This is a genomic window from Microcystis sp. M20BS1 (genome assembly GCF_020245305.1).
Taxonomy (GTDB): domain Bacteria; phylum Cyanobacteriota; class Cyanobacteriia; order Cyanobacteriales; family Microcystaceae; genus Microcystis; species Microcystis ichthyoblabe_A.
Genome location: NZ_JADBUZ010000247.1, coordinates 1 through 13,956 on the forward strand (window position 1 = coordinate 1; position 13,956 = coordinate 13,956).

A 13,956-nucleotide genomic window follows, 5' to 3' on the forward strand; every position below is an offset into this window, starting at 1 on the left:
GCAGGATTGTACCAATCCCAAGGCAGGTACACAGAAGCGGAACCTCTCTATCTAGAAGCTTTAGATTTGAGAAAACGACTCTTAGGAGACAATCATCCCGATGTGGCAAATTCCCTCAACAATTTAGCAGGATTGTACCAATCCCAAGGCAGGTACACAGAAGCGGAACCTCTCTATCTAGAAGCTTTAGATTTGAGAAAACGACTCTTAGGAGACAATCATCCCGATGTGGCAAATTCCCTCAACAATTTAGCACTATTGTACGAATCCCAAGGCAGATACACAGAAGCGGAACCTCTCTATCTAGAAGCTTTAGATTTGTATAAACGACTCTTAGGAGACAATCATCCCGATGTGGCAAGTTCCCTCAACAATTTAGCAGAATTGTACCGTTCCCAAGGCAGGTACACAGAAGCGGAACCTCTCTATCGAGAAGCATTAGATTTGAGAAAACAACTCTTAGGAGACAATCATCCCCATGTGGCAAATTCCCTCAACAATTTAGCACTATTGTACCGTTCCCAAGGCAGGTACACAGAAGCGGAACCTCTCTATCTAGAAGCATTAGATTTGAGAAAACGACTCTTAGGAGAAAATCATCCCGATGTGGCAACTTCCCTCAACAATTTAGCAGCATTGTACCGTTCCCAAGGCAGGTACACAGAAGCAGAACCTCTCTATCTAGAAGCTTTAGATTTGAGAAAACAACTCTTAGGAGACAATCATCCCGATGTGGCAAATTCCCTCAACAATTTAGCACTATTGTACCGTTCCCAATGCAGGTACAAAGAAGCGGAACCTCTCTATCTAGAAGCTTTAGATTTGAGAAAACGACTCTTAGGAGACAATCATCCCGATGTGGCAACTTCCCTCAACAATTTAGCAGCATTGTACAATTCCCAAGGCAGGTACACAGAAGCAGAACCTCTCTATCTAGAAGCGATTAATATTTTCAGGGAAAGATTAGGGGAAAATCATCCCCATACCCAAACCGTTTATCGGAATTATCTGAGGATGTTATCGTAATTACCCGAAGCAGAATTAAGACAACGGTTTCCCGATGAGGTGGTGGAGATGTTGAAACCAAAACCCCCTCATCCCTGAAAACAGTCTTAACTGTGATTTATGGAATTATGGGATAGACTATAATTGATCATTGATAAAGACTTGCCAAATACAACACAATCATAGCATTCACTCAATCATTCAAATCACAGCTTAGACTTATTATAGGAATCTTCCAGACCCTGTGCGATAAGCTTAACCTACAACATAATCGATCTTTGTGTCCTTTGTGCCTTTGTGGTTCCTTCCATTCCCTCGCCAGTAGGACTGTATCTTAGAATACATTTTACCCACCAAATCCAAGAGAGCCATAACTGATAACTGATTAGCAAGGAATAAAACCATGAACACTAAAGAGAGACTATTGCAAGAGATTGAACAAGCACCGGATTCTTTAATAGAAGAAACTTTGAACTTCCTCCTTTCAGCACAAGCTAGTTATGCTAAATCTGAAAGTAATGTAGGGGAGGCAATATTAAAGCTTCTGGAAGAGATGCCATTAGACAATGACGACTTAGAAAAGTTGCCTATAGATCTTGCTAATCAACATGATCATTATCTTTATGGAGTTCCCAAATCCTAAGCAAAGCCGAAACTAAAGTTTATAGTATCATAGCAATGAAAACCATCTTTGCAGACACATTTTATTGGGTTGCTCTCATTAACAATCGTGATGATTGGCATGAGAAAGCTATAGAAATGACAAGGAAACTCCAGCAGGTAACAATAGTGACAACCGATGAAGTCTTTATTGAAGTTTTCAACAATCTATCTGCTTATGGAATGTCAGTTAGACGAAAAACCTTACAAGTTATTAGAGGCTTACAAAATAATCCCCAAATCTTAGTTATACCTCAAACTCATCAGACGTTCCAATCAGGATTAGATTTATATCAAAATCGTCCAGATAAAGATTACAGCTTAACAGATTGTATATCCATGCAAACAATGCGCCAAATGAATATAAATGAAATTCTTACCCACGATAAGCATTTTACACAAGAAGGATTTTTCATTTTATTTCAAAATATAGAGTTACATTAGAATTGAGACAACAACTACTAGGAGACAATCATCCCCATGTGGCAACTTCCCTCAACAATTTAGCACACTTGTACTACTCCCAAGACAGGTACACAGAAGCGGAACCTCTCTATCTAGAAGCGATTAATATTTTCAGAGAAGGATTAGGGGAAAATCATCCCCATACTCAAACGATTATGGAGAATATAAAACTATGTTGTCCCAACTCTGGCAAGTAGAATTAAGATAGAGTTTGAATGCTTTGGAAAAGAGGGTCTGTAGGCGCACGGATTTTCCATTATGAATATAGTATCATGTCAAGTCGCCTTTGTCAAGAGAAATTTTAACAACATCCAGAAAAACGGGGACATGAAGCTTAAATCAAGATGGGAATTACAGCAGACGAATGAATTCTTCTTGTGTCAGTTCAGCATCGCGTAAAATTTTTAGGAGTAATCCTTTCCCGACAGTTTTCCCCCGATGAACCGGTACGGTGACAACTCTTCCATCTTCATGTTTTAAGCGCAGATGACTTCCTTTTTGTCGGATAGATTGAAACCCTATTCTCGTTAAAGCTTTGATAACTTCATCACCGGTTAATATCGGTAATTTTGGCATCAGATAGACACCTTTTCAATTCCAACAAACTTCGACACATCTTCCGGATTGTCATCTTCCAAGCAAAGTTCAATCACTTCCCTGATATTCTTCATCAATTCATCAATCGTTTCCCCTTGACTGTAACAACCCCGAAGTTGAGGAACTTCCCCAACATAATATCCATCCTCATCTCGTTCAATGACAACATAAAACTCTCTTTGATAGTTCATGGTTCTCAATCCTTAAAAAAATTATCGCTATCTAAGCTTTTATTGGCGATTATTGAGACTTGAAAATAGGGTCTGTAGGCGCAAGGATTTTCCATTATGAATATAATATCATGTCAAGAGGCTTTTGTCAAGAGAAATTTTGACAACATCCAGATTTAGTCGTAACGCATCACCTATCATTGACTATGATTGAATTAATCACTGATAACTGATAACTGATAAAGCTATGACACTCAAAGAACAACTAATTAAAGAAATCGAGCAGACACCTGACACCCTTTTGACTCAATTACTTGACTTTTTGCTCTTTATCAAAGAACGACATACTGAAATAGAAATTACAGAAGAAGAGCAAGCTAACATAATCGCTTCTGAATCAGCTTATCAAGCAGGAGACTATCTAACCCTCGAAGAATATGAGGCAACCCAAGCGTGAACTACAGAGTTATTATTCCGAAACCAGTTCAAAAACAACTAAACAACTTACCCAAACAACAACGCGAACGCTTAATTACTGCCATTAGACTACTTACCGATACACCTCGTCCTAACGGAGTCAAGAAACTCAAAGGATATGATGACACCTACCGAATTAGAATAGGGGATTATCGCATCATTTATAGAATTCAAGATAAGGAAATGCTTATTATCATATTGAGTAGTATTCATCGAAAAGATGCTTATTGAACCTCTGTAACATCTTCCTTCAACAATATTAGCATTATTATATTATTTTTAAGAAAGGTACAAATCAGCTAAAAATCTTAAGAAAGCGGGGTAATTTTTCTCTATTACCCCGCCCAAGCAAGTGAATAATTAATCGGGCAATTTATACTGTTCCACAATCTTTTTAGCATATTCAGGAACATGAGCCGCTAATTTTTCAGGATAATTACGTTTAACATAAAGGTAATTACGGGTAAAGTGAGAATCGATGGAAAAGCGAGCATATTCTAACCCTTTAGGCCCGATTTTTTCAATTACTACTCCCATCATTTTTGCCGCCCACATCGGCAAGGTTACACCTTTATCATAGGCAGGAATGCTATTTTGTACCGCCTGTTTTCTATCACCACTAGACATAACATCTTGGGTATTTAATTGATCTTTAACTAACTCTAACATTTCCTTGCCCGTATTATTACGAACGACAATCCATTGCCAGCCAAAAGGTGCGCCCATATAGCCCACAACTAAATCAGCAAGGGAGTTAACATAATCAAAACAAGTCATACAGGAAGGGGCAAAAACATCTTTTAACTTATTAGTCTTTAAGCCAAAAAAGGGAACCATTTCTATCGAGCCGTCTTCGTGTTGAAAGTGTACCCGAAAATCCTGCATAAATTCGTAATGAACCACAGTTTCTGGGGAACGACTGGTAGTTTCTAAAAACTTTTGTAGTCCTGAGCGGGTGACATTATCGACGCAGGGAGTTCCTAAGACATATAACTTTTCTAAGCCTAATTTTTTTTCTACTGCTCTTAGGGCTTGAATTTGACAACCAACTCCGATAACTAATAACCGTTTCATGCCCGATTTTTCAATTTCTTCTAGGACTGATAAATTGGGAGAAAGAGTCGGTTTATTGACTTTAGCGGCGAGAATTTCTTCCGTGGTACGGGCGAGAATCGGCTGCGGTTGAAAGCGATCCTCGGCGGTATTCTGCACACAAACCACCCCTTCTACTAAACCACGATTGAGCATTTCACAGGCAATTGTACTGACAATTCCTGTCCATTGCGCCCCTGGAATAGCTTGTTTTTTCTTGGCAGCCATCATCTCTTGATGAACGCCAAAATAGAGATCATTTTCCTGATTTAAGTCGCGACTTTTGCCGTGTGCTGCTGCTTCTAAATCGGCGATTTGTTGATTAAGAAAAGCACAAGCTTCTTTAACATAGTGAATGTAATAAGTGTCACAAAGTCCGCACTCGCTACACAATTCTTTGGCAGGACGACGACTATTGGGTTTGAGGGCTTTGGCTTTTAGGTGGGGCGCAAGGGAGTTCATAATCTTAAAAGGCAACTAGGTCAAGGGTTTTTTTCTATCGATCGTTTACCTTACCGCATTCCATCACTTTGTTAGCAATCTTTTTAAAGAAATGTAACGATTACCCGGAATAGGATCAGAGCAAAGCTTCTAAGGTGGCGACGACGGAAGCCGCTAAAGTTTCTAAATCATAACCACCTTCTAAGCCGAAAAGCAGCGGTTTATTGAGAGTTAAGAGGTATTTGGTTAAAATTCCATAATCCTGTGGGTGTAAACAAATTCCCGCCAGAGGATCCGCTTGATTGGCATCATATCCAGCACTAACAATCACTAAATCCGGTTGAAAATTTTTCAGAAAAGGTATGACTTGCCCCTCAAAATGTTCTTGATAATCTTTAATCGTACTTCCTGACGGTAAGGGAATATTCAAAACATTATTAAACTCCCCTTTTTCTCTCGCTTCTCCCGTGCCGGGATAAAACGGGAATTGATGGAGGGAGCAATAGGCAATCTGGGGATGATTTTCGACTATATCCTGGGTGCCATTGCCGTGATGCACGTCCCAATCAAGAATCGCTACTTTTTGCACTCTTTTGTTTTCCAAAGCATAATAAGCGGCAATAGCAGCATTAGAAAACAGACAGAAACCCATGCCATAATTAGAAGTGGCATGATGTCCGGGGGGACGGGCTAAAATAAAGGCAGGATCGCCAGTAGATAAGACTCGATCGACTCCATCTAACCAGCCACTAACCGCTAGTAACGCCACATCGTAACTACGCGCAGAAACGGGAGTATCGGCATCCAATCTTCCCCCACCCCGTTGACAAATTCGCCGCAATCTATCAACATAATCTTGATTATGAACTTGTTTAATCAAAGGGATTACTTCGTCGCGAATTTCGATCGGTGTGGGTAAATGCCATGTTAGTTTTGACTGCCATTCTGTTGGTTTTAAAGCCTCGACAATTGCCGTTAAACGCGCCGCTTTTTCGGGATGGTAAATACCTGTATCGTGATCGAGAAATTCATCGGAATAGATAATCGAGATCATAATCAAATTACTGCTTAAGTAGCTGGTTATAATTAAATTGAAGATAGATTTTTGGTTCGATCCCCCCTGCCGATAGGCGGGGGGATCTGACAGTTTTTAACACCTAACTGCTTAACTCGCTGGTTTTTGAGCAACCTAATGGTTTCAATCTACCAGAAAAACAGGGGCTTGAGCGGCTATAGTGAAAAAACTTTACTGATTGGGTCACTTTTGCCGGATGATGCAATTATCTCCCCCTAAGGTGACAGGAAGCAAAAATGCTGACAAATTTTCGGAAATTTCAGCTAGAAGTTAATGGCATTACTATCAATGGTGTCAAAGGTGGGTGCGGTTTTCCGCTGCTTTTGCTGCATGGTTATCCCCAAACCCATCAAATGTGGCATAAAATCGCCCCCCGATTAGCGGCCAATTTTACGGTGATCGCCACGGATCTGCGCGGCTACGGGGATAGCGATAAACCCTTACCCCTAGAGGATTCTAGCAATTATTGCAAGCGGGTGATGGCCCTCGATCAGGTGTTGCTGATGGAAAAATTGGGTTATCAGGAGTTTTATCTGATCGGCCACGATCGAGGGGCGCGAGTTTCCCACCGTCTCGCCCTTGATTTTCCCGAAAAGGTCAAAAAACTCGTTTTACTCGATATAGCACCGACGCTGGCGATGTACGAGGCTACTGATCAAACTTTTGCCACTGCCTACTATCATTGGTTTTTCTTGATTCAGCCTTCCCCTTGTCCCGAAACCCTGATCGCCGCTAATCCCGATTATTATCTGCACCATTGCTTGCAAAGTTGGGGGCGAGATTTTAGCGCTTTTACAGAGGAAGCCTTGGGGGAATATCGGCGTTGTTTTCGAGATTTAAGGACGATAACCGCCACCTGTGCCGATTATCGGGCCGCCGCTACCATCGATTTAGAGCATGATCGTCAGGATCTAGACCGAAAAATTTCCTCTCCTCTCTTGGTTCTTTGGGGAAAAAAAGGTTTTATTGCACGTCAATACGATGTGATCGCTCTTTGGCAGCAGTTAGCTAATCAAGTCACGGGACAGGCGATCGCCAGTGGTCATTTTTTACCGGAAGAGGCACCGGAAGAGACAGCACAGGCGATCGAGGATTTTCTCGGCTAAGTAATACTAAATCCTGTTATTAAAAACTGATTATTTATTCTCCGTTTTGCATGAGTGCCTGTCCTGATATGTAGTCCATACTCAACGGATTTAGTATCAAAAAAAAATCGGGCTAGAAATATCTTCCAACCCCATAGGATCCATAACCTAATTAGTGATTAAATTCTCGACTTAGTAAGCGTCCTGTAGTTCGTAGAATTCGGGAGAAACGTAATCTTTGCGTAGAGGCCAACCGACCCAATCTTCCGGCATTAAAATCCGTTTCAGGTGGGGATGTCCTTCATAAATAATGCCGAACATATCATAACTTTCTCGTTCTTGCCAGTCAGCAGCTTTCCAAATCCAGTAAACCGAAGCAACCCGGGGATTATCTCTAGGAAGAAAAACTTTTAAGCGCACTTCCACGGGACTATCGACATTATCGGTTACTTTGACCAGATGATAGAAACTAACTAATTCTTTACCCGGTCCCAAATCGTAAGCGCCCTGACATTGGAGATAATTAAAGCCATAAGCGAATAAAGCAGTGGCCAGGGGAATTAAAAATTCTGCTTCTACTTTAATCAATTCCACACCACTATGGTCAGCTTCTAAAGCTTGATGATCAAAACCATTTTCGCTTAACCAAATCGAAGTGGGGCCAGCTTGCACAATAGCTGTGGTTTCTTCAGTCATTTAGATTTCTTCCTTTTGTTTCGTGGTCAAAAGAGCGGGAGGAACAGGCATACCAGTGGCTTCTAGTAACTCTTTCGGAGGTGTTTGACGGGTAGCCGATTGTAGATATTTACCCGTAAGAATCGGTTCCGTGGCCTGCATTTTGTGGGTGGTGCTGTAATAACGATTGGTTTGCTGGAGAACAGTCCCGCGTTCTTGAATAGATTCGTTAGCGACTTTTTTCCGCAGTTTAATAATCGCGTCGATAATCGCTTCCGGACGGGGGGGACAACCGGGTATATAGACATCCACGGGGATAAGTTTATCTACCCCTCTGACTGCGGTGGTGGAGTCACTGCTGAACATTCCTCCCGTAATCGTACAGGCACCCATGGCGATAACGTATTTGGGTTCCGGCATTTCTTCGTACAGACGCACCAAAGCGGGGGCCATTTTCATGGTAATTGTACCGGCAGTGATGATTAAATCGGCTTGCCGGGGACTAGAACGGGGAACTAAACCAAAGCGATCGAAATCAAAACGGGAACCAATCAAGGCCGCGAACTCGATAAAACAGCAAGCTGTACCGTATAGCATCGGCCAAAGACTTGACAAACGCGCCCAGTTATACAGGTCATCAACGGTAGTGAGAATGACATTTTCCGATAAATCCTGGGTAACTTTCGTGCGTTCGATGGGATTGAGGATTTTTTCGCTTTGTTGTTCGATAATTTGCTTAAATTCGCTGGTAGGGTTGGGACTCATCGGGTTATCCTCTCATCAAAAGTCAAAAATAAGGAAAATTATGGCCGTTATGACCATTCTAAGGCTCCTTTCCGCCAAGCATAGACGAGAGCAACCACAAGGATAGCAATAAAGATCAATGCTTCTACAAAAGCTAATAGGCCCAATTGATTGAAAGCTACTGCCCAAGGGTAGAGAAAGACGGTTTCCACGTCAAAAACCACGAAAACGAGGGCAAACATATAATAACGAATGTTAAACTGAATCCAAGCACCGCCGATCGGTTCCATCCCCGATTCATAGGTGGTGCGTCTTTCCGGACCGCCACCACTAGGCCGCAGGACTTTGGAGGCCGTTAGGGATAGGATTGGTACTAAACTGCAAGCGAGCAGAAATCCTAGAAAATACTCGTAACCTTTGAGGACAAACACTGGGTTTTTTTTCTCCTTATTCGCTATCGACAGGGGAAGTTGTCGGCATCTCTATGGCTACTTATTATAGAGGCTTTAGCAACCCCTCTCCTTCTCAAAAGCAGCATTGAAGATGTTTATCGATACCATTAGCTAATCATCGGGTTGAGCTTCGCTTCTGTCTCTGTTTTGCTCTTAACTCTGACGGGGTGACAAGGAAGCCTACAATCCCTATGGGAAGCAAAGTGTAGCTAAATATGGTAAAAAAGAATTGGCTGCGATCAGCTGTTGACTATCTCAATGAGTACCAGAGTGGTAAGTTCGAGCATTTGTACTAAAATTTCCCCTAGGCAGTGTAAATTATCAGAAATGCTGTCCACCGGATTATAGTTTTTTTGTTAATGCACTGGCTCAAAGCCGCGATCGCTTAAGACAATATATCATTATGCAGTTACTAAAACTGACCCCCGGAAATTTTGCTAAATCTCTTAACTGATTAGATCATGACGATGACAATTTAAATAGTGACGAGTACAATTTCCAATCCCCATTCGGATTAACTTTGTTAGCTATAGCATCCTTAAATAAAATGTGAAAAGGTATCGTATTTTTTAAGGTTAGGAAAATTCAATAATTGAAATTTACAAAAAACTCGAACAGTCGTTTAACCACAAGAAAACTTTTCGCCATCCCCTAAAATCTGCTCAAAAGACTTGTTAACTGTAGCCAAATCATTTCTACTAGATTTTCTTCGGTTTGGTGCGTTCTCAGTTGTCTGCTGACGCTCTTGGCACTATTTCTCCGAATCAACCCTTTTTAAGGCATTAGGGAAGGATAGGCTATGCAGACTTTTATTTTATGAGACTAGGCTATTGTATCAACTTTTAATTAAACAGCTAATCTGCTAAAGTGATAAGTAAATATTATTTTAAGTTTATTTAAGGCTGTCATTACTAATGCTAAGTTAAGCTGGGTAAATTTTCGCGTAGTATCAAAAAGGAAACTCATTCGACCCGTTCAGTCTAAACGGGGAGAGAAGGCATTTTGAGACTGAGGAACAACCTATGGCAAAGAAAATAAAGACAACCACTTATAAAGTCACCCTGAAAACACCCAAGGGCGATTATGAAATTGATGTTCCCGATAATGAATATATTCTCGAGATAGCGGAAAAAGAAGGATTAGATTTACCCTTTTCTTGCCGTGCTGGTGCTTGTTCTGCTTGCGCTGGTCAAATCGAATCCGGTAGCGTTGATCAATCCGAGCAATCCTTCTTAGATGACGATCAAATTGAAGCGCGTTATGTCCTCACCTGTGTGGCCTATCCTACTTCTGACTGTGTGATCGTCACCCACAAAGAAGAAGATTTGTACTAATTTAACTCAATATTCGGGGGTTAGATACTCCAACAATACAACAATAATAGAGCGGGAACTGCAAGGGCGACAGTTCTCGCTTTATTTGTATTTTTGCCTCTTGACTCGACAGTGAGATAAAGCCCAAAAATTAATCCTGCAGCGGCAGGGTGTGAGGTGTAGGGTTAATGGGCGCTGATCACTAATTAGGGTTTGCTGAAAAAGTTTTTCCTAGGGGCAGGGTGTAGGGTGTAGGGTGTGGGGTGTGGGGTTTTACCGATTTTGAGGGGGTCAATTACCTAATTTTCAGGGAAAAAGTAGCTGAATTTCCCCCTGATCACTAATTATCGGCCCACTTCAGCGAAAATCTCGGCTAAAATCTCTCCAGCACCAGCCTCGCGCACTTTATGGGCTAAATCTCGTCCTAAGACTTCCCCATGGCTAGGATCACCGCTAACCGAGTCCTTAATCAGGCGCTTACCGTCGAGACTAGCCACCATACCCGTTAAAGTTAGGATACCATCCTCGATCGCCGTATTTACTCCGATGGGAACTTGACAACCCCCCTCCAACTCGCGTAAAAAAGCGCGTTCAGCATAGCATCTATCGCGACTAGGGGCGTGTTCCAACACTTTTAGGACTTCCAAAACCTCCGGATCAGCATCGCGGCATTCTATCCCTAAAGCCCCCTGTCCCACCGCATGGAGAGAAATCTCCGCCGGAATAACCTGATGAACTCGATCGCCTAATCCTAACCTTTCTAGTCCCGCTACTGCCAGAATAATCGCGTCGTATTCTCCCGCGTCCAGTTTTGCCAGACGGGTGTTAACATTGCCGCGCACATCTTTAAAAGTCAGATGGGGATAATGGTAACGCAACTGGGCCAATCGCCGCAGGGAAGAGGTCCCCACCACCGCACCTTCCGGTAAAGTGTCTAATTGATAGTCTTGGTTTTGGTTATTGACCACCAAAGCATCGGCCGGATTCACTCTTTCCGTGACGCAACCCAAGATTAAGCCTTCGGGCAAATTAGTGGGCAGATCCTTGAGAGAATGGACGGCAAGATCGATCGATCTATCCAACATTCCCACTTCTAATTCTTTGGTAAATAAACCCTTATCACCGATTTTCGCCAGGGCCACATCGAGAATTTTATCGCCTTGGGTACTCATCGTCTCCACCTCAAACTGTCGATGGGGGTGGTGTTTACTCAATTCTGCCTGTACCCAATAGGTTTGTACTAGGGCTAACTGACTTTTACGCGAACCGATACGCAGGGAACGAGGAGGACTAGAAACGGACATATCTGAAGTAGGAATTTAACTAAACATCTATCTGACTGCTCGATCTAGACTATCCTGATCTCACCCCTGTTGAGTAATCACTTTCTAGGTTAGGCATAAATAGTTACATCTCTTAATATTTTTAGGCACATAGGGTGAGCATTATTCCCCACTGACAGCAAAGCTGAAAGCCTAGATTAAAATAGAGGGACAAACGTTGCAACAGGGTCTAACTAATGACAATGTTTGAACGGACAAATTGGCTAAAGTAGCTGGTTATAATTAAATTAAAAATGGATTTTAGGTTCGATCCCCCCTGCCCCCCTTGATAAGGGGGGTGCCGATAGGCGGGGGGATCCCCCTTAATAAGGGGGGCATCTGATAATTTTTAACGCCTACCTACTTAATTCAGGAGTTATTATGCTAGACCAAATGATGAAGATGTTGGAAGGGCAACAAATAGGCCCTTATCGTCTTAATAAGTTTCTCGGTGCGGGTGGTTTTGGGGGTGTATTTCATGCTAGTGAAATGGTCAGAAATACATCGGTTCAAGAAGTTGCTGTTAAAGTTATCCCCGAAAGTAGCGATGATAAATTAATTGAGTTAACAAATGCCAGAAAGTTAGAACATTCTAATTTAATTAAGGCTTATTCAGTGGGGGAATTTACTTTTTTCAATACGGAGATGCTTTATTTAGTGATGGAATTGGCACAGGGTAGCCTAGAAAATCACATCGCCAAAGGCGGTTTGTCAGCGGATGAGATTAAAAATATTACTGCTCAAGTCGCCCAAGGTTTAAATTATCTTCATGGACAAAATAAAGTGCATCGAGATTTAAAACCGGGTAATATCCTCAAGGTTAATCAACAATACAAGTTAGCAGATTTTGGCTTAATTAGAACTTTAAATAACAAAAGCCACACTCAAACCGTCCACAATAGCGGTACAATTATTTATATGCCTCCCGAAGCCTTTAGGGGGGATATTTCATCAGCTTGGGATCTGTGGTCATTAGGTATTATGTTAATCGAAATGACGACTAATCAACTTCCCTATAAGTTTAATAATGATATTAACCAGTTAATGGCGAAGGTGATGAATTGTGAGCTACAAATCCCCAGTTTACCGAAAGAGTTTAAACAGATTATTGAAGGGTGTTTGCAAAAAGATAGAAAACAAAGATGGACAGCACAACAGGTTTTAAATGCCTTACAACCTCTGGGATGGACTTCTCCCCCGTCACCTCCACCAGCACCGGCAGCAGTCAAAAAGCCTGTTTCACCAATACCCCTAATTGCTTCACCTACTCCATTTACCGAAAAAATATCCAACGGAGTCACACTGGAGATGGTGAGCTTACCAGCAGGTCAATTTCTCATGGGATCTGCTGACAGTGATTATGAAAAGCCTCCACACCAAGTTAAAGTCAACAGTTTTGCGATTGGCAAATATCCAGTGACTCAGGCACAATATGAAGCGGTAATGGGAACCAATCCCTCTGAGTTTCAAAACAATCCCCAAAATCCGGTAGAAAGGGTTAGTTGGAACGATGCTCAAGCCTTTTGTCAGAAATTGAGTCAAATAACTGGGAAAACCTATCTCCTACCGACAGAAGCGGAATGGGAATATGCCTGTCGTGCGGGGACAACTACTCGCTATTATTTCGGTGATGATGCTAATCAGTTAGGAGATTACGCTTGGTATGACGGAAATTCTCAGAAGACAACTCATCCTGTGGGCCAGAAACAGCCCAATGCTTGGGGACTGTATGACATGAGTGGCAATGTTTGGGAGTGGTGCGAAGACGATTGGCACGATAACTATATCGGAGCGCCAAAGGATGGATCTGCGTGGCCTATCAATAATGATAATCGTTCTCATCTCAAGTGTCCGAGGGGCGGTTCTTGGTCCTTCAATCCATCTTACTGCCGTTCCGCTTACCGCGACGAATTCTACCGCGACGGCTACGACGACATCGGTTTTCGGGTGGTGTGCGGTGCTGGGAGGACTCTGTAACCCTTTTTCCCTTTTTTTCCCTTTTTACCCTCATTCCCTATTTTTCAATTTTTCTCTTTCTTTCCCGCCTAGCGGCGGGTCGATTTTTTTTTGAGATTTTCTAGGGTGCGTCCTGGGGAGCTTTTGCCTTTTTGGGAGCAGTTTAAGGAGGTTATAGTCCTATAAGTAGCTGGTTATAATTAAATTAAAAATGGATTTTAGGTTCGATCCCCCCTTAGTCCCCCCTTAATAAGGGGGGTGCCGATCCCCCCTTAGTCCCCCCTTAATAAGGGGGGTGCCGATCCCCCCTTAGTCCCCCCTTAATAAGCTATCCATTAGTCACATCTTTCTTAACATAAAATTTGACAAAAAGAGAAAAGTGTGCAAGATGGCTCAAGGGGGTTCTATGGGGGGACTAATTTGATGA

The 13,956-nt window shown here is 42.2% G+C and carries 17 protein-coding genes; 9 read left to right on the forward strand and 8 right to left on the reverse strand.

The window, feature by feature from the left end:
* The 4 genes from IM507_RS23040 to IM507_RS23055 all read left to right on the forward strand — a co-directional run.
* A partial coding sequence (locus IM507_RS23040) for a tetratricopeptide repeat-containing protein (protein WP_287637807.1) occupies positions 1–1,026 on the forward strand: 1,026 nt, incomplete at its 5' end.
* Between the two features lie 382 nt (positions 1,027–1,408).
* Positions 1,409–1,648: a hypothetical protein gene (locus IM507_RS23045; RefSeq protein ID WP_002735146.1), complete on the forward strand. Its 240-nt coding sequence runs from the start codon at positions 1,409–1,411 to the stop codon at positions 1,646–1,648.
* A 35-nt stretch (positions 1,649–1,683) separates the two neighbouring features.
* Positions 1,684–2,109, forward strand: a complete 426-nt coding sequence (locus IM507_RS23050) for a type II toxin-antitoxin system VapC family toxin (RefSeq protein ID WP_002756072.1) — start codon at positions 1,684–1,686, stop codon at positions 2,107–2,109.
* A 2-nt stretch (positions 2,110–2,111) separates the two neighbouring features.
* On the forward strand, positions 2,112–2,327 hold the full coding sequence (locus IM507_RS23055) for a tetratricopeptide repeat protein (protein WP_130756321.1): 216 nt from the start codon (positions 2,112–2,114) through the stop codon (positions 2,325–2,327).
* A gap of 154 nt (positions 2,328–2,481) precedes the next feature.
* Here IM507_RS23055 and IM507_RS23060 read toward each other — a convergent pair whose 3' ends face one another.
* Together IM507_RS23060 and IM507_RS23065 are read right to left on the reverse strand one after the other, a co-directional pair.
* The gene (locus tag IM507_RS23060; protein WP_002739026.1) at positions 2,482–2,706 is read right to left on the reverse strand and encodes a type II toxin-antitoxin system HicA family toxin; all 225 of its coding nucleotides are present in this window, start codon (positions 2,704–2,706) and stop codon (positions 2,482–2,484) included.
* Complete coding sequence (locus IM507_RS23065) at positions 2,706–2,918, reverse strand: type II toxin-antitoxin system HicB family antitoxin (protein ID WP_002738920.1); 213 nt, start codon at positions 2,916–2,918, stop codon at positions 2,706–2,708. The genes IM507_RS23060 and IM507_RS23065 overlap by 1 nt, the downstream gene beginning before the upstream one ends.
* A 226-nt stretch (positions 2,919–3,144) precedes the next feature.
* On the opposite strand from IM507_RS23065, the gene IM507_RS23070 reads away from it, so the two are divergent.
* Positions 3,145–3,354, forward strand: coding sequence for a hypothetical protein (locus tag IM507_RS23070; RefSeq protein WP_002738788.1), 210 nt, complete (start codon positions 3,145–3,147; stop codon positions 3,352–3,354).
* Positions 3,351–3,605 carry a type II toxin-antitoxin system RelE family toxin gene (locus tag IM507_RS23075; protein ID WP_002738377.1) on the forward strand — a complete coding sequence of 85 codons (255 nt, stop codon included), beginning with the start codon at positions 3,351–3,353 and terminating at the stop codon, positions 3,603–3,605. The genes IM507_RS23070 and IM507_RS23075 overlap by 4 nt, the downstream gene beginning before the upstream one ends.
* Before the next feature lie 129 nt (positions 3,606–3,734).
* Here IM507_RS23075 and IM507_RS23080 read toward each other — a convergent pair whose 3' ends face one another.
* Positions 3,735–4,928 (reverse strand): Coenzyme F420 hydrogenase/dehydrogenase, beta subunit C-terminal domain, encoded by a 1,194-nt coding sequence (locus IM507_RS23080; protein WP_002756066.1) that lies wholly within the window; start codon positions 4,926–4,928, stop codon positions 3,735–3,737.
* 115 nt (positions 4,929–5,043) lie between these two features.
* Complete coding sequence (locus IM507_RS23085) at positions 5,044–5,961, reverse strand: histone deacetylase family protein (protein ID WP_287637808.1); 918 nt, start codon at positions 5,959–5,961, stop codon at positions 5,044–5,046.
* A gap of 257 nt (positions 5,962–6,218) precedes the next feature.
* Here IM507_RS23085 and IM507_RS23090 point away from each other — a divergent pair, with 257 nt between their 5' ends.
* Positions 6,219–7,088: an alpha/beta fold hydrolase gene (locus tag IM507_RS23090; protein WP_287637809.1), complete on the forward strand. Its 870-nt coding sequence runs from the start codon at positions 6,219–6,221 to the stop codon at positions 7,086–7,088.
* A gap of 171 nt (positions 7,089–7,259) precedes the next feature.
* Here the strand turns inward: IM507_RS23090 and IM507_RS23095 are convergent, their stop codons facing one another.
* The 3 genes from IM507_RS23095 to ndhC are packed head-to-tail and all read right to left on the reverse strand — an operon-like array spanning position 7,260 to position 8,917.
* A complete protein-coding gene (locus IM507_RS23095) occupies positions 7,260–7,763 on the reverse strand; it encodes an NAD(P)H-quinone oxidoreductase subunit J (RefSeq protein ID WP_002738424.1) in 504 nt (167 codons plus the stop codon).
* Positions 7,764–8,507, reverse strand: coding sequence for a photosynthetic/respiratory NAD(P)H-quinone oxidoreductase subunit K (gene ndhK / locus IM507_RS23100; RefSeq protein WP_123231271.1), 744 nt, complete (start codon positions 8,505–8,507; stop codon positions 7,764–7,766).
* 47 nt (positions 8,508–8,554) lie between these two features.
* Complete coding sequence (gene ndhC, locus IM507_RS23105; protein WP_002739390.1) at positions 8,555–8,917, reverse strand: photosynthetic/respiratory NAD(P)H-quinone oxidoreductase subunit C; 363 nt, start codon at positions 8,915–8,917, stop codon at positions 8,555–8,557.
* A 1,043-nt stretch (positions 8,918–9,960) separates the two neighbouring features.
* Between ndhC and IM507_RS23110 the strand changes: the two genes are divergently transcribed.
* On the forward strand, positions 9,961–10,272 hold the full coding sequence (locus IM507_RS23110; protein ID WP_069474278.1) for a ferredoxin: 312 nt from the start codon (positions 9,961–9,963) through the stop codon (positions 10,270–10,272).
* 323 nt (positions 10,273–10,595) lie between these two features.
* Here IM507_RS23110 and hemC read toward each other — a convergent pair whose 3' ends face one another.
* Positions 10,596–11,555, reverse strand: a complete 960-nt coding sequence (gene hemC, locus IM507_RS23115) for a hydroxymethylbilane synthase (protein ID WP_016516933.1) — start codon at positions 11,553–11,555, stop codon at positions 10,596–10,598.
* A 399-nt stretch (positions 11,556–11,954) separates the two neighbouring features.
* On the opposite strand from hemC, the gene IM507_RS23120 reads away from it, so the two are divergent.
* Positions 11,955–13,550, forward strand: coding sequence for an SUMF1/EgtB/PvdO family nonheme iron enzyme (locus IM507_RS23120; RefSeq protein WP_287637810.1), 1,596 nt, complete (start codon positions 11,955–11,957; stop codon positions 13,548–13,550).
* The last annotated feature ends 406 nt before the right edge of the window (positions 13,551–13,956 follow it).